We start from the raw sequence: 15,372 nt of genomic DNA on the forward strand, positions 1-15,372 counted from the left end.
GATTGGCATTACCGCCGCAGGTAGGGGCAGGATGCGTCTTTGGGCGCGAGCGCATCGGCATCGATCTCACCCTCACGCCTCAACGGCAAGAAGAACACGGGAGTAACAACATGAACCGCAGTGAGCTGGTGGCCGCGCTGGCCGACCGCGCCGAGGTGACCCGCAAGGACGCCGACGCCGTGCTGGCCGCGTTCGCCGAGGTCGTCGGCGACATCGTCTCCAAGGGCGACGAGAAGGTCACCATCCCCGGCTTCCTGACCTTCGAGCGCACCCACCGTGCCGCTCGTACCGCGCGCAACCCGCAGACCGGCGAGCCCATCAACATCCCGGCCGGCTACAGCGTCAAGGTCTCCGCGGGCTCCAAGCTCAAGGAAGCGGCCAAGGGCAAGTAAGCGGAAGCCGCTCCGCTGGGTGGCGCCGGGTGACTGGAGCGCCGTTCTGACTCAGCGCCGCGGGTGACCGCGGGTTCGCTGTGGCTGGTCGCGCAGTTCCCCGCGCCCCTTGGGGCGCCTCAGCCAAAGACGCCGAAAGGGCGGCCTCCCTCATTCCGAGGGAGGCCGCCCTTTCGGTTGCCGTCTAGCCGAGCGCCTTGCCCGGCAGCTCGACCTTCGCGCCCAGTTCCACGAGCTTCTCCATGAAGTTCTCGTAGCCGCGGTTGATCAGCTCGATGCCGTGGACACGGGAGGTGCCCTCGGCGGCCAGGGCCGCGATGAGGTACGAGAAGCCGCCGCGCAGGTCGGGGATGACCAGGTCGGCGCCCTGCAGCTTGGTCGGGCCGGAGACGACCGCGGAGTGCAGGAAGTTGCGCTGGCCGAAGCGGCAGTCGGAGCCGCCCAGGCACTCGCGGTAGAGCTGGATGTGGGCGCCCATCTGGTTCAGCGCCGAGGTGAAGCCGAGCCGGGACTCGTACACCGTCTCGTGGACGATCGACAGGCCCGTCGCCTGGGTCAGGGCGACCACCAGCGGCTGCTGCCAGTCGGTCTGGAAGCCCGGGTGCACGTCCGTCTCCAGCGCGATGGACTTGAGCTGCCCGCCGGGGTGCCAGAAGCGGATGCCCTCGTCGTCGATCTCGAAGGCGCCGCCCACCTTCCGGTAGGTGTTCAGGAACGTCATCATCGAACGCTGCTGGGCGCCGCGGACGTAGATGTCGCCGTTGGTCGCCAGCGCCGCCGACGCCCAGGAGGCGGCCTCCAGGCGGTCCGAGAGGGCGCGGTGGGTGTAGCCGCCGAGCTTGTCCACACCGGTGATGCGGATCGTGCGGTCGGTGTCCATCGCGATGATCGCGCCCATCTTCTGCAGCACGCAGATGAGGTCCTCGATCTCCGGCTCGACGGCCGCGTTGGACAGCTCCGTGACGCCCTCGGCCAGCACCGCGGTCAGCAGCACCTGCTCGGTCGCGCCGACGGACGGGTACGGCAGCCGGATCTTCGTGCCGCGCAGCCGCTGCGGCGCCTCCAGGTACTGCCCGTCGGCCCGCTTCTCGATGGTCGCGCCGAACTGCCGCAGCACGTCGAAGTGGAAGTCGATGGGCCGGCCGCCGATGTCGCAGCCGCCGAGGCCCGGGATGAACGCGTGGCCCAGCCGGTGCAGCAGCGGGCCGCAGAACAGGATCGGGATACGGCTGGAACCCGCGTGGGCATCGATGTCAGCGACGTTGGCGCTCTCCACGTGCGTCGGGTCGAGCACCAGCTCACCGGGCTCCTCACCCGGGCGGACGGTGACCCCGTGCAGCTGCAGCAGGCCGCGCACGACACGCACGTCACGGATGTCCGGAACGTTGCGCAGTCGACTCGGCGCACTGCCCAGCAGGGCGGCGACCATGGCCTTCGGCACGAGGTTCTTCGCACCGCGGACACGGATCTCGCCCTCCAGCGGGGTTCCGCCGTGGACAAGCAGGACATCGTCGTTGACGGTCATGAATCTCGCGTTCCGATGAGTCGGGCAGGGGCCGGCCGATCACTTTGCGCAGGGGCCGGAGAGACAGGGTAATCGCCTATTACCCCCGTCCTGTAAGCCCAAGTACCGCCCAGCCGCGTCATAGCTGTGTCACAACACGATCCGTTCACCGCCGGGCACGTGGGGTCACCGGCGCGGGCGCGCCACCGTGCGCCCTGAGCTGCGTTCACTCGCGCACCCCGATCGGCTCCCCACAGTCGGCGAAGATGCGGGATCATGTCTGGCATGACCGAGGTGTCCTCGCTCACAGGGCGGCTGCTCGTGGCAACCCCCGCCCTGGCGGACCCGAACTTCGACCGTGCGGTCGTGCTCCTCCTCGACCACGACGAGGAGGGCTCGCTCGGCGTCGTCCTCAACCGCCCCACCCCGGTGGGCGTGGGCGACATCCTGGAGGGCTGGGCGGAGCTGGCCGGTGCCCCCGGGGTGGTCTTCCAGGGCGGCCCGGTCTCGCTGGACTCGGCGCTCGGCGTCGCGGTCATCCCGGGCGGCGCGAACGGGGAGAGCGCCCCGCTCGGCTGGCGGCGGGTGCACGGCGCGATCGGTCTGGTCGACCTGGAGGCCCCGCCCGAGCTGCTCGCCTCGGCCGTCGGCTCGCTGCGGATCTTCGCCGGTTACGCCGGCTGGGGCCCGGGCCAGCTCGAGGACGAGCTGGTGGACGGCGCCTGGTACGTCGTGGAGTCGGAGCCGGGCGACGTGTCCTGCCCGGAGCCGGAGACCCTCTGGCGCGAGGTGCTGCGCCGCCAGCGCAACGAGCTGGCGATGGTCGCCACGTATCCCGACGACCCGTCGCTCAACTGATGCCGGCGAGCGCCAGTACCCTTGGCGATATGAGCACTCTCGAGCCCGAGCGCGGGACTGGTACGGGAACCCTCGTAGAGCCGACGCCACAGGTGTCCCACGGCGACGGCGACCACGAGCGCTTCGCCCACTACGTCCAGAAGGACAAGATCATGGCGAGCGCCCTCGACGGGACCCCCGTCGTGGCGCTGTGCGGCAAGGTGTGGGTGCCGGGCCGCGACCCGAAGAAGTACCCCGTGTGTCCCATGTGCAAGGAGATCTACGAGTCCATGGGCAGCGGCGGCGACGACAAGGGCGGCGACAAGTAGGCGCCCGTCCATCGCCCGCCTGAAGACCCTCGGGCCCCCGGGACGCGCCGCGGACGCGGGCCCGGGGGCTTTCGCGCTTTTCGGCCACCGACTGGTCCAGACCTCTTGTCGGCGTGCCCGCCCCGCCATAGCCTCCTCGAAGCCGTGTACGGCGACGAACGGGCCGCCCCGCGGTGCGCGGTTCCCCCGTAGGAACGCTTTTCTTCACCGAGGACCGATGTGACCGACAAGGCGGATCTGATCCCGGCTCCGGCGCGCTGTTCGCGGAACGCCGCCGGGCACACGAGCATCGGCGCCGGCACGGGGCTGCGGGCGGGACCCGGCACCGAGGGCGTCGCACGCTGGCTGCGGGCCACCGTCGGAGCGGCGACCGGCCTGCCGCTGCCGGAGGCGGACGGCGGGGACGACCGCGTCGAGCTGAGCATCGAGCCGGGCCTGCCCCCCGAGGGCTACCGCCTCGTCGCCGACGGTCTTCCGGTGCGCATCCAGGGTGGCGGCGCCGCCGGCGTCTTCTGGGGGGCCCAGACCTTCCGGCAACTGCTCGGCCCCGACGCGTTCCGCCGCGCGCCCCTGCGTCCGGGCCGGGACTGGGACCTGCCCCGCGTCACCGTCGAGGACGCCCCCCGGTTCGGCTGGCGCGGTCTCATGCTGGACGTCGCCCGGCACTTCATGCCCAAGGAAGGCGTGCTGCGGTACCTGGACCTGATGGCCGCGCACAAACTCAACGTCTTCCACTTCCATCTGACGGACGACCAGGGCTGGCGGATCGAGATAGGGCGGTATCCGAGGCTGACCGGGATCGGCTCCTGGCGGGCGCGGACGAAAATCGGCCACCGCGCCTCACCGCTCTGGGAGGAGAAGCCGCACGGGGGCCACTACACCCAGGACGACATCCGGGAGATCGTCGCCTACGCCGCCGAACGGCATATCACCGTCGTCCCCGAAATCGACGTACCGGGCCACTCGCAGGCCGCCATCGCCGCGTATCCGGAACTCGGCAACACCGACGTCGTGGACACCGCCGCGCTCACCGTCTGGGACAACTGGGGAATCTCCGCCAACGTACTGGCTCCCACCGACACCACCCTCCGTTTCTACGAAGGGGTGTTGGAGGAAGTGCTGGAACTGTTCCCCGCCGAGTTCGTGCACATCGGCGGCGACGAGTGCCGCAAGGACCAGTGGCGCCGGTCGGCGGCCGCGAAGAACCGGATCGCGGACCTCGGGCTCGCCGGCGAGGACGAGTTGCAGTCCTGGTTCATCGGCCACTTCGACACCTGGCTCGCCGCGCGCGGGCGCCGCCTCATCGGCTGGGACGAGATCCTGGAGGGCGGGCTCGCGCCGGGCGCCGCGGTGTCCTCGTGGCGCGGCTACGGGGGCGGCGTCGCCGCCGCGCGAGCCGGGCACGACGTCGTCATGTGCCCGGAGCAGTACGTCTACCTGGACCACCGGCAGGCGCCCGGGGGCGACGAACCCGTGCCGATCGGCTTCGTGCGCACCCTGGAGGACGTCTACCGGTTCGAGCCGGTGCCGGCCGAACTCACCGCCGAGGAGGCCCGGCACGTGCTCGGCACCCAGGCCAACGTGTGGACCGAGGTGCTGGAGGACGCCGCACGCGTCGACTACCAGGCCTTTCCCCGGCTCGCCGCGCTCGCCGAGGTCGCCTGGAGCCGGCTGCCCGCCCCCGCCGAGCGGGACTTCGCGGACTTCGAACACCGGATGGCCGCCCACTACCGGCGACTTGACGCCCTCGGTGTCGGCTACCGGCCGCCCACCGGGCCCCGGCCCTGGCAGCGGCGCCCCGGCGTCCTCGGCCGCCCGATCGACGGCACGCCCCCGAACCGCTAGGTAGGCCGGCCCCCGCGCCCGGTCCGCCGGTGGAACGTGTGCTCGTGGAACGAACGACGGAAAACGCCGCCAAGTCACCGGAGAGTGGCAATCGCCGTGTACCGGCGATGCCGTGCGAAAACGGAATATGTCGCCGATGAGGTGGGCGAATGCCTCCTAGCGGACCCCCGCGTCCGGCCCTTGCGAAGATGTGCCAGAGTTGCCACGTCCGCCCTGTGAGCACGTACCGTACGGCCACACAGGTGGGACCAGGTGGGGCAGCGGGAAGGGGCAGCCGGTTTGACCACGCACGCACCGCAGGCGGCGCAGGCCGTCACGCTGCCCACGACACTGGACGAGGCCGTGGCGGCCCTCACCGCCATGCCCGCCGCCGTCCCCGTGGCCGGCGGCACCGACCTCATGGCCGCCGTCAACTCCGGCCAGCTCAGGCCCGCCGCCCTGGTGGGCCTCGGACGGATCAGCGAGATCCGCGGCTGGCAGTACCAGGACGGCCACGCCCTGCTCGGCGCGGGCCTCACGCACGCGCGCATGGGCCGTCCCGACTTCGCGGCCCTGATCCCGGCGCTCGCCGCCGCCGCGCGCGCCGCCGGCCCGCCGCACATCCGCAACGCGGGCACCCTGGGCGGCAACATCGCCTCGGCCGCGCCCACCGGCGACGCGCTGCCGGTGCTGGCCGCCCTCGAGGCGACCCTGATCATCGCCGGCCCGAACGGCGCCCGCCGGGAGATCCCGGTCTCGCACCTGCTGGCCGGCGTGGAGATGCTGCGCGGCGGCGAACTGATCGGCTTCGTGCGCGTGCCGCTGCTGCACGCCCCGCAGGTCTTCCTCAAGGCGACCGGACGGACCGGCCCCGGCCGGGCGCTGGCCTCGGTGGCCGTGGTGCTCGACCCGGCCCGGCGCGGGGTTCGCTGCGCCGTCGGCGCCATAGCGCCGATGCCGCTGCGCCCCCTGGACGCCGAGCAGTGGGTCGCCCAGCTCATCGACTGGGACAACGACCGCGCCCTCGTGCCCGAGGCCCTGCACGCCTTCGGGGAGTACGTCGCCGCGGCCTGCATCCCGGACCCGGTACCCGAACCGGACGGCTCCGTGGTCCCGCTGCCGCCCGCCGTACTGCACCTGCGGCGCACCGTCGCCGCGCTGGCCCGACGAGCACTGGGGAGGGCGCTGTCGTGACCGACGACCAGCACGGAGAGGGCGCTCCGCAGAGCGGCGGCCGCTGGGACCCGCTGCCCCAGGGTGACTACGACGACGGCGCCACCGCCTTCGTCAAGCTCCCCGAGGGCGGCATCGACGCCCTGCTGTCCGGCGACAGCCCGCTGGCCGCCCCCGGACACGGCTACGTCCCGCCGCGGATAACGGCGGCGCTCCCCGACGGCCCGGCGGACGCGTGGCCCGCGCCCGACGGCGACGGCCGGTGGCCCGACCCGAACGCCGTGCCCCAGCAGCCGGACACCGGCGACCGGTTCACCTACCAGCCCGCCGCGACCCAGCAGTGGACCTTCGAGGAGCCCCCGGCCCCGCCCGCCCCCGGACACGACGTCACCGGGCAGTGGTCCATCCCGGTCGCCGGCGGCGACCTCCCGGACGAGTCGGGCGAGTTCACCACCTCCTCGCTGGTCGAGCAGTGGGGCGGCACCCCGCCGGCCACCCTCCCCGGCGGCGCGCCCGCACCCTGGGCGACGGAGACCGCCGGGCAGCCCTGGGGGGAGCCGGAGCAGGACGCCGCGCCCCGCTCCGCCGAGGCGTCCGCGGCGCCCGAGTTCGCGCCCGCGCCGCCCTACGACCCGACTCCGGCCGCACAGGCCCCCGAAGGCCCCGCCGGCGGCCCGGAACGGCACGACGGGCCCGCCGGTCACCAGCCCGCCCACGAGGCCCTGGAAACGCCGGACACGGCCGCGACGCAGGCCGCCGCGGACCCCGCGGCCCCGGCCGGCGAGCCGGAGGCCCCCGAGGCGCCGGCGGACGAGCCCGGCGCACCCGAGGACACCGCCGCCGAAGCCGCAGCGGACGGGGCCCGGGCGGCCGAGGACGCGGCGGCCGACGAGGACCCGGCGGCCGGGCCGGCGGACCAGGACGACGCGCCCGGCGACGAGCCCGCCGCCCTCCCGCCCCACGACGACCACCCCCTCGCCTCCTACGTCCTGCGGGTCAACGGCGCCGACCGGCCCGTCACCGACGCCTGGATCGGCGAGTCCCTGCTGTACGTCCTGCGCGAGCGGCTCGGCCTCGCCGGGGCCAAGGACGGCTGCTCGCAGGGCGAGTGCGGCGCCTGCAACGTGCAGGTCGACGGCCGCCTGGTGGCCTCCTGCCTGGTTCCGGCCGTCACCGCGGCCGGCAGCGAGGTGCGCACCGTCGAGGGCCTGGCCGAGGACGGACGGCCCTCCGACGTGCAGCGGGCGCTCGCCCGGTGCGGCGCCGTGCAGTGCGGCTTCTGCGTGCCCGGCATGGCGATGACCCTGCACGACCTGCTGGAGGGCAACCCCGCGCCGACCGAGCTGGAGACCCGCCAGGCCCTGTGCGGCAACCTGTGCCGCTGCTCCGGCTACCGGGGCGTCCTGGACGCCGTCAGGGAGGTCGTCGCCGAGCGCGAGGCGCACGGCGGGGCCGACGACGAGGGACCGGACGCCGACGCGGCACGCATCCCGCACCAGGCGGGCCCGGGCGCCGGCGGCGTCAACCCGGCGGCCTTCGAGTCACCGGGCCTCTTCGACAGCCCCGGCACCTTCGGCGCGCCGGGACCGCACGACCAGCAGTACGGCCAGGACGGAGGCCAGGCGTGACCAACGAAGCCGCCACCGCGACCGCCACCGCGGCGGCGGTCGCCGCCGACCCCGAGCCGCTGCCGCACGGCCTCGGCGCCTCGCTGCCGCACGCCGACGCCCGCGCCAAGACCGAGGGCACCTTCCCCTACGCGGCCGACCTGTGGGCCGAGGGGCTGCTGTGGGCCGCCGTGCTGCGCTCCCCGCACGCGCACGCGCGCATCGTCTCCATCGACACCACCCACGCGCGCGAGATGCCCGGCGTGCGCGCCGTCGTCACCCACGAGGACGTCCCCGGCACCCCCCGCCACGGCCGGGGGACGCCGGACCGCCCGGTGTTCGCCTCCGAGGTCGTACGCCACCACGGCGAGCCCATCGCCGCCGTCGCCGCCGACCACCCCGACACCGCGCGGATGGCCGCCGCCGCCGTCATCGTCGAGTACGAGGTGCTCGACCCGGTCACCGACCCCGAGCACGCCTTCGAGGCCGAACCGCTGCACCCCGACGGCAACCTGATCCGGCACATCCCGCTGCACCACGGCGACCCGGAGGCGGCCGGCGAGGTCGTCGTCGAGGGCCAGTACCGCATCGGCCGCGCGGACCCGGCCCCCATCGGCGCCGAGGCCGGCCTCGCCGTGCCCCGCCCCGACGGCGGCGTGGAGCTGTACCTGGCGTCCACCGACCCGCACACCGACCGCAACACGGCCGCGGCCTGCTTCGGCCTGTCCCCGGAGCGGGTGAAGATCGTCGTCACCGGGGTGCCCGGCGCCACCGCCGACCGCGAGGACCAGGGCTTCCAGCTCCCGCTCGGCCTGCTCGCCCTGAAGACCGGCTGCCCGGTGAAGCTCACCGCCACCCGCGAGGAGTCCTTCCTCGGCCACGCCCACCGCCACCCCACCCTGCTGCGCTACCGCCACCACGCGGACGCCGACGGCAGACTGGTGAAGGTCGAGGCGCAGATCCTGCTCGACGCGGGCGCCTACGCGGACACCTCCGCCGAGGCCCTCGCCGCCGCCGTCTCCTTCGCGTGCGGCCCGTACGTCGTCCCGAACGCCTTCATCGAGGGCTGGGCCGTACGCACCAACAACCCGCCCTCCGGCCATGTGCGCGGCGAGGGCGCGATGCAGGTGTGCGCCGCCTACGAGGCGCAGATGGACAAGCTGGCGCGGAAGCTCGGCCTGGACCCCGCCGAAGTGCGCCTGCGCAACGCGCTCGCGACCGGTGACGTCCTGCCCATCGGGCAGACCGTGACCTGCCCGGCCCCGGTGGCCGAACTCCTGCAGGCGGTCCGCGACTTCCCGCTGCCCGAACTGCCCGTGGACACCCCCGAGGAGGAGTGGCTGCTGCCCGGCGGCCCCGAGGGCGCGGGCGAGCCGGGCGCGGTGCGCCGGGGCGTCGGCTACGGCCTGGGCATGGTGCACATGCTCGGCGCCGAGGGCGCCGACGAGGTCTCCACGGCGACGGTGAAGGTGCACGACGGCGTGGCCACCGTGCTCTGCGGGGCCGTGGAGACGGGCCAGGGCTTCACCACCCTCGCCCGCCAGATCGTCCAGGAGACGCTCGGCGTCGACGAGGTGCACGTGGCGCCCGTCGACACCGACCAGCCCCCGGCCGGCCCGGGCTGCCGCGGCCGCCACACCTGGGTGTCGGGCGGCGCGGTGGAGCGGGCGGCCAAGATGGTCCGCACCCAGCTCCTGCAGCCCCTGGCCCACAAGTTCGGCATGTCCACCGAGCTGCTGCAGATCACCGACGGCAAGATCACCTCCTACGACGGCGTGCTGTCGACCACCGTCACCGAGGCGATGGACGGCAAGGAGCTGTGGGCCACCGCCCAGTGCCGTCCGCACCCCACCGAGCCGCTGGACGCCGCCGGCCAGGGCGACGCCTTCGTCGGCCTCGCCTTCTGCGCGATCCGCGCGGTGGTGGACGTCGACATCGAGATCGGCTCGGTCCGGGTGGTGGAGCTGGCGGTCGCCCAGGACGTCGGCCGGATCCTCAACCCCGCCCAGCTCGCGGCCCGTATCGAGGCGGGCGTCACGCAGGGCGTGGGCATCGCCCTCACCGAGAACCTGCGCACCCCGCGCGGCCTGATCCGCCACCCCGACCTCACCGGGTACGCCCTGCCGACCGCCCTGGACGCGCCGGACATCCGGATCGTGAAGCTGGTCGAGGAACGGGACGTGGTCGCGCCCTTCGGCGCCAAGTCGGTCAGCGCGGTCCCGGTGGTGACGTCCCCGGCGGCGATCGCGTCCGCCGTCCGCGCGGCGACGGGCCGCCCGGTCAACCGCCTCCCGATCCGCCCGCAGGCGGCCGTGGTGACGTCCCAGTGACCTCGTTCCCGCGCACGGCGACGGCCGTGCGCGGGAGACGCGGGCAACGGACCCCGCCCTTCCGGCGTCCTCCCTGCTGCAAGGCCGTTGTCAGTGGTGCGGCGTAGTGTGCTGAGCAGTCGGGGGCGCCTGCCCGGGCACGGCGCACGACTTCGCACGCACACAGGCACGCACGGGGACGATCGCGGGGGAGCGATGAGCACGACCGACGCCGGTATCGCGGCGATCACACTGACCGAGGCGGAACTGGGCCGTCACATCACCCACGCCCCGACCCGCGGACTGCTCACGGGCGCCGGACTGCCCGCGGACACCGCCCTGTTGACCTTCTCGCCGCTGCGCGCGCACGGCCTGCGCACCGTCGGCGACGCCACCGACGGCCCCTTCCACCTCGCGGAGGAACTGCGCGGCCGCCTGGTGATCGGCGAACTGCTGAACCCGGCCGGCATGGAGCGCGAGTCGATCCTGCTGGACGGCGACACCGGCGAGCTGACGACGGCCCACCTCGTCGGCCGGTCCGATCCGCGCCCGTTCGCGCCCTCGCTGGCCACCCTGCTGCGCTTCGCCGCGGTCACGGAGGAACTGGCGGGCCTGCGCGGCCGGTTCGCGTCCCTGGCGGGCAAGTACGGCCCGAGGACGGTGACCGAGGCGTCGCGCCGCCTGCTCGCTCTCTTCGCGGAGGGCACGGACGGCCGGATCCCGCCCTACTGGAAGGCCGCGGCCCTGATCCGCCCGCTGGCCCTCGTCGCCGGACCGGGCGTCACGTCCGGACTCACCCTGGACGTCCCGGCCCGCCTGCTGGAGCAGGAGTTCGGCCAGGGCCGGGTGGCCCGGTTCGAGGAGGTCGACTTCCCCGCCACGCTCACCCACGAGCCGACCCGCCGCTTCCTGCGCGAGACGGGCCTGCCGGAGGAGGCGGTCGTCTTCCACGCCGACACCGACGTCCCGCTGCCGACGCTCACCGAGTACTTCACCGCGGAGCGCTGCGACGACTACCCCCTGGACGCCCTCCCCGCCCACGCCGGCCACCTGATCCGCCTCGGCCACCTCGTCGAGGACAACAGCCTGGTGGTCGACGGCAGAACGGGCGCGGTGCTCACCTTCAGCGAGCCCGAGGCGACGCTCCACCCCCTGAACACCGACGTGTCCACCCTGGCCTTCACCCTCTGGCTCCTGCACCACGAGCGCACCATCGACGAACACCTGTCGAACGAGCTGAGCACCGAGGCCTACGACCAGCTGGCCGCCACCATGATCCACACCCTCACCGCGGTGGACCCCACGGCCACCCTCCCGGACACCGCCTGGCACTACTGGACCCAGCAGTTCCAGGACGAGACGGGCGGGGTGCTGTAGCTGGAGACCGTGGCGGGAATCGAACCCGCGTAAGTCGCTTTGCAGGCGACTCCCTGAACCACTCGGGCACACGGTCGTGTGTTGCTGAGAAGAACGTAGGGCGGGGCCGGCGGCCCGCTCAAGGGAAACCGCGGCCGTGCAACGGGACTGCCACACGCCGTTCACGAAGTGCGGGACCGGGGTCTACGACCAAGGTCGGAGCGAGGGCGGGACCACCGACAGGGGTCAAACCGGTCTGTGGACCTTACTCTGTCGACCATGAGTGCCCTCGAGTCCCGTGACACCGTTGTGGTGAGTGATGCCGTCGACCAGGACGGCGGTGGTGTGCTGAGCCGGGAACACCGGGCGCTCAGCGTCGGAATCGTCTCCGTCGTGCTGCTGATCGCCTTCGAGGCGACCGCCGTCGGCACCGCGATGCCCGTGGCGGCGCGCGAGCTGGACGGGCTGGCGCTGTACGCGTTCGCGTTCTCCGGGTACTTCACGACCAGCCTGTTCGGGATGGTGTTCGCCGGTCAGTGGTCCGACCGGCGCGGTCCGCTCGGCGCGCTGACCTCGGGGATCGCCGCCTTCGCCGCCGGGCTCGTCGTCGCCGGGACCGCCGGGGCCATGTGGGTCTTCATCCTGGGCCGGGCCGTGCAGGGCCTCGGCGGCGGTCTGGTCATCGTGGCGCTGTACGTCGTCGTCGGGCGCGCCTACCCCGAGCGGCTGCGGCCCGCGATCATGGCGGCCTTCGCCGCCGGGTGGGTCGTGCCCTCCATCGTCGGCCCGCTCGCCTCCGGCGCCGTGACCGAGCACCTCGGCTGGCGCTGGGTCTTCCTCGGCATCCCCGTCCTGGTCGTCTTCCCGCTCGCGCTCGCGCTGCCGCAGATACGCCGCCGGGCGGCCGGCCCCGTGGACGACGCCGAAGGCGCCGCCTCCTTCGACCGGCGCCGCATCCGCCTGGCCCTGGCCATCTCCCTCGGCGCTGGCCTCCTGCAGTACGCCGCCCAGGACCTGCGCTGGCTCTCGCTCGTCCCCGGCCTCGCCGGCGCTGCTCTGCTCCTGCCCGCCGTCCTCGGACTGCTGCCGCGCGGCACCTACCGCGCCGCGCGCGGTCTGCCCTCCGTGGTGCTGCTGCGCGGGGTGGCCGCCGGGTCCTTCATCGCCGCCGAGTCCTTCGTCCCGCTGATGCTGGTCACCCAGCGGGGACTGTCACCGACGCTGGCCGGGTTCTCGCTCGCGGCCGGAGGTCTCACCTGGGCGCTGGGTTCGTGGGTGCAGTCACGGCCGCGCATGGAGGCGCACCGGGAGCGGCTGATGACGGCGGGCATGGTGCTGGTCGCCGCCGCGATCGTCGCCGCGCCGAGCGTGCTGCTGCACTCCGTGCCCGTCTGGACCGTCGCCGTCGCCTGGGCCTTCGGCTGCTTCGGCATGGGACTGGTGGTCTCCTCCACCAGCGTGCTGCTGCTCAAGCTCTCCGCGCCCAGGGAGGCCGGCGCCAACTCCGCCGCGCTCCAGATCTCCGACGCCCTGTCCAACGTCGTCCTCCTCGCGGCGGCCGGCGCGGCCTTCGCGGCCCTGGGCGGCGGCAGCGCGGCGGCCACGTCCGCCACGGCGGCCGGCGGCTCCCACCCCGCCGCCTTCGCCGCCGTCTTCCTGCCGATGGCGGCGGTCGCGCTGGCCGGGGTGTGGGTGACGCGGCGGCTCCACGAGGCGTGAACCCGGGAGTGCCGCCTCGCCGGTACCGTCGCGCCGCATCGCCGGTACCGGCACGACGAAGGGGCGGCCGTCCGCGCCGACTGTGACGTGAGTCCCACCCGGGGGCGGCCCGGCCCCGTCGGCGCGTCGGCGCCGCCGGTGCGCCGGTAGGGTGGCCCGGTTGTCATACGTAGCCGAGCCGCCCTACCCCCTGATCCACGGAGACCGTGACTACCGCCCGCCCGTCACCCGCCGCCACCCTCAACGGAGGGCCCTCCGGGCCCGCACCCATGACTGCTTCCTCCGCACCCTCCCACCACCTCTCACCGGCCTTCCCCGGCCGGGCCCCCTGGGGCACCGCCAGCAAGCTGCGTGCCTGGCAGCAGGGGGCGATGGAGAAGTACATCCAGGAGCAGCCGCGTGACTTCCTCGCGGTCGCCACGCCCGGCGCCGGCAAGACGACCTTCGCGCTGACCCTCGCCTCCTGGCTGCTGCACCACCACGTCGTGCAGCAGGTGACCGTGGTCGCGCCGACCGAGCACCTGAAGAAGCAGTGGGCGGAGGCCGCGGCCCGGATCGGGATCAAGCTCGACCCCGAGTACAGCGCGGGCCCGCTCGGCAAGGACTACGACGGCGTCGCCGTCACCTACGCGGGCGTCGGCGTCCGCCCCATGCTGCACCGCAACCGCGTCGAGCAGCGCAAGACCCTGGTGATCCTCGACGAGATCCACCACGCCGGCGACTCAAAGTCCTGGGGCGAGGCGTGCCTGGAGGCCTTCGAGCCCGCGACCCGGCGGCTCGCGCTGACCGGTACGCCGTTCCGCTCGGACACCAACCCGATCCCCTTCGTCGTGTACGAGGAGGGCCAGGACGGGATCCGCCGCTCCGCCGCCGACTACACCTACGGCTACGGCAACGCCCTCGCCGACCACGTCGTCCGGCCCGTCATCTTCCTCTCCTACAGCGGCAACATGCGCTGGCGCACCAAGGCCGGCGACGAGATCGCCGCCCGGCTCGGCGAGCCGATGACCAAGGACGCGGTCAGCCAGGCCTGGCGCACCGCCCTCGATCCGCGCGGCGAGTGGATGCCCAGCGTGCTGCGCGCCGCCGACCAGCGGCTGACCGAGGTCAGGAAGGGCATCCCGGACGCCGGCGCCCTGGTCATCGCCTCCGACCAGGACTCCGCCCGCGCCTACGCCAAGCTCATCCGGGAGATCACCGGCACGAAGGCGACCCTCGTGCTGTCCGACGACGCCGGCGCCTCGAAGCGGATCGACGACTTCAGCGGCAGCGACGACCGCTGGATGGTCGCGGTGCGCATGGTGTCCGAGGGCGTCGACGTGCCCCGGCTCGCGGTCGGGGTCTACGCGACGACCATCTCGACCCCGCTGTTCTTCGCGCAGGCCGTCGGCCGTTTCGTGCGGTCCCGGCGGCGCGGCGAGACCGCGTCCGTGTTCCTGCCGACCGTCCCGGACCTGCTGACCTTCGCCAACGAGATGGAGAAGGAGCGCGACCACGCCCTCGACAAGCCCAAGAAGGAGGGCGAGGAGGACCCGTACGCCGAATCCGAGAAGGAGATGGAGGAGGCGAACAAGGAGCAGGACGAGGACACCGGCGAGCAGGAGCAGTTCTCCTTCGAGGCGCTGGAGTCCGAGGCCGTCTTCGACCGGGTCCTCTACGACGGCGCCGAGTTCGGCATGCAGGCCCACCCGGGCAGCGAGGAGGAGCAGGACTACCTCGGCATCCCGGGCCTCCTCGAACCCGACCAGGTGCAGATGCTGCTGCAGAAGCGGCAGGCCCGGCAGATCGCGCACAGCCGCAAGAAGCCGGACACCGAGGCCGACCTGCTGGAACTGCCCGCCGAGCGCCGGCCGGTGGTCAGCCACAAGGAGATGATGGAGCTGCGCAAGCGGCTCAACACCCTGGTCGGCGCCTACGTCCACCAGAGCGGCAAGCCGCACGGCGTCATCCACACCGAGCTGCGCCGGGTCTGCGGCGGGCCGGCCAGCGCCGAGGCGACGGCGGGGCAGCTGCGCCAGCGGATCGCCAAGGTGCAGGAATGGGCCACGCGCATGCGGTAAAACCTGGGGTACGGGCGTGCCGTAAAAGCCTGGGGCATGGGCGTATGGGGACGAATGCAGGCAGTCCGGATCCGGCCATGACCGGATTCTGGACGGAGGCTTCCGCTCAGCGAACCGGCTTCGCTACTGTCCGGCTACGCACACGCCCCGTGGCAGCGCCGCCGCGGAGCGCAGCCGTGAAGCGACATGGCCCGGAGCCGCCGGGCGCCTTGCCGATCGGCGGCCTCTGAAGCGCGTCGCCGTCGGGACTCGGTGTCGCATC

Annotated in this window: 11 protein-coding genes and 1 tRNA gene; 10 read left to right on the top strand and 2 right to left on the bottom strand. The window is 73.5% G+C overall.

The window, feature by feature from the left end; genetic code table 11:
- Positions 1-110 precede the first annotated feature (110 nt).
- Positions 111-392, top strand: coding sequence for an HU family DNA-binding protein (locus tag ACFYU0_RS34300; RefSeq protein WP_067001509.1), 282 nt, complete (start codon positions 111-113; stop codon positions 390-392).
- A gap of 184 nt (positions 393-576) precedes the next feature.
- On the opposite strand, the gene murA is transcribed toward ACFYU0_RS34300, so the two are convergent.
- The gene (murA, locus tag ACFYU0_RS34305; protein ID WP_351665298.1) at positions 577-1,917 is read right to left on the bottom strand and encodes a UDP-N-acetylglucosamine 1-carboxyvinyltransferase; all 1,341 of its coding nucleotides are present in this window, start codon (positions 1,915-1,917) and stop codon (positions 577-579) included.
- A 264-nt stretch (positions 1,918-2,181) separates the two neighbouring features.
- On the opposite strand from murA, the gene ACFYU0_RS34310 reads away from it, so the two are divergent.
- The 7 genes from ACFYU0_RS34310 to ACFYU0_RS34340 all read left to right on the top strand — a co-directional run bounded on the left by ACFYU0_RS34310 (position 2,182) and on the right by ACFYU0_RS34340 (position 11,352).
- Entirely contained in the window at positions 2,182-2,754 is a 573-nt protein-coding gene (locus ACFYU0_RS34310; RefSeq protein ID WP_389306276.1) for a YqgE/AlgH family protein, read from the top strand.
- A gap of 29 nt (positions 2,755-2,783) precedes the next feature.
- Positions 2,784-3,062: a DUF3039 domain-containing protein gene (locus tag ACFYU0_RS34315; protein ID WP_143638399.1), complete on the top strand. Its 279-nt coding sequence runs from the start codon at positions 2,784-2,786 to the stop codon at positions 3,060-3,062.
- A 219-nt stretch (positions 3,063-3,281) separates the two neighbouring features.
- Positions 3,282-4,907, top strand: coding sequence for a beta-N-acetylhexosaminidase (locus ACFYU0_RS34320; protein ID WP_389306278.1), 1,626 nt, complete (start codon positions 3,282-3,284; stop codon positions 4,905-4,907).
- Positions 4,908-5,186: 279 nt separating this feature from the next.
- On the top strand, positions 5,187-6,080 hold the full coding sequence (locus ACFYU0_RS34325) for an FAD binding domain-containing protein (protein ID WP_351665297.1): 894 nt from the start codon (positions 5,187-5,189) through the stop codon (positions 6,078-6,080).
- Positions 6,077-7,687, top strand: coding sequence for a 2Fe-2S iron-sulfur cluster-binding protein (locus ACFYU0_RS34330; protein ID WP_389306281.1), 1,611 nt, complete (start codon positions 6,077-6,079; stop codon positions 7,685-7,687). Before ACFYU0_RS34325 ends, ACFYU0_RS34330 begins: the two co-directional genes overlap by 4 nt.
- On the top strand, positions 7,684-9,996 hold the full coding sequence (locus ACFYU0_RS34335; protein WP_389306283.1) for a xanthine dehydrogenase family protein molybdopterin-binding subunit: 2,313 nt from the start codon (positions 7,684-7,686) through the stop codon (positions 9,994-9,996). Before ACFYU0_RS34330 ends, ACFYU0_RS34335 begins: the two co-directional genes overlap by 4 nt.
- Before the next feature lie 195 nt (positions 9,997-10,191).
- Entirely contained in the window at positions 10,192-11,352 is a 1,161-nt protein-coding gene (locus ACFYU0_RS34340; protein WP_389306285.1) for an SUKH-4 family immunity protein, read from the top strand.
- A gap of 1 nt (position 11,353) precedes the next feature.
- Here ACFYU0_RS34340 and ACFYU0_RS34345 read toward each other — a convergent pair.
- A tRNA-Cys gene (locus tag ACFYU0_RS34345) sits at positions 11,354-11,428 on the bottom strand.
- A 182-nt stretch (positions 11,429-11,610) separates the two neighbouring features.
- On the opposite strand from ACFYU0_RS34345, the gene ACFYU0_RS34350 reads away from it, so the two are divergent.
- On the top strand, positions 11,611-13,050 hold the full coding sequence (locus ACFYU0_RS34350) for an MFS transporter (RefSeq protein ID WP_389306287.1): 1,440 nt from the start codon (positions 11,611-11,613) through the stop codon (positions 13,048-13,050).
- A 269-nt stretch (positions 13,051-13,319) separates the two neighbouring features.
- The gene (locus tag ACFYU0_RS34355; protein ID WP_351665292.1) at positions 13,320-15,110 is read left to right on the top strand and encodes a DEAD/DEAH box helicase; all 1,791 of its coding nucleotides are present in this window, start codon (positions 13,320-13,322) and stop codon (positions 15,108-15,110) included.
- Positions 15,111-15,372 lie beyond the last annotated feature (262 nt).

It is taken from the genome of Streptomyces sp. NPDC003720, assembly GCF_042875075.1.
Classification (GTDB): domain Bacteria; phylum Actinomycetota; class Actinomycetes; order Streptomycetales; family Streptomycetaceae; genus Streptomyces.

Coding starts and splice junctions, on each gene's coding strand:
- ACFYU0_RS34300 (WP_067001509.1), top strand. CDS start 111: ATGAACCGCAGTGAGCTGGTGGCCGCGCTGGCCGACCGCGCCGAGGTG.
- murA (WP_351665298.1), bottom strand. CDS start 1,917: ATGACCGTCAACGACGATGTCCTGCTTGTCCACGGCGGAACCCCGCTG.
- ACFYU0_RS34310 (WP_389306276.1), top strand. CDS start 2,182: ATGACCGAGGTGTCCTCGCTCACAGGGCGGCTGCTCGTGGCAACCCCC.
- ACFYU0_RS34315 (WP_143638399.1), top strand. CDS start 2,784: ATGAGCACTCTCGAGCCCGAGCGCGGGACTGGTACGGGAACCCTCGTA.
- ACFYU0_RS34340 (WP_389306285.1), top strand. CDS start 10,192: ATGAGCACGACCGACGCCGGTATCGCGGCGATCACACTGACCGAGGCG.
- ACFYU0_RS34350 (WP_389306287.1), top strand. CDS start 11,611: ATGAGTGCCCTCGAGTCCCGTGACACCGTTGTGGTGAGTGATGCCGTC.
- ACFYU0_RS34355 (WP_351665292.1), top strand. CDS start 13,320: ATGACTGCTTCCTCCGCACCCTCCCACCACCTCTCACCGGCCTTCCCC.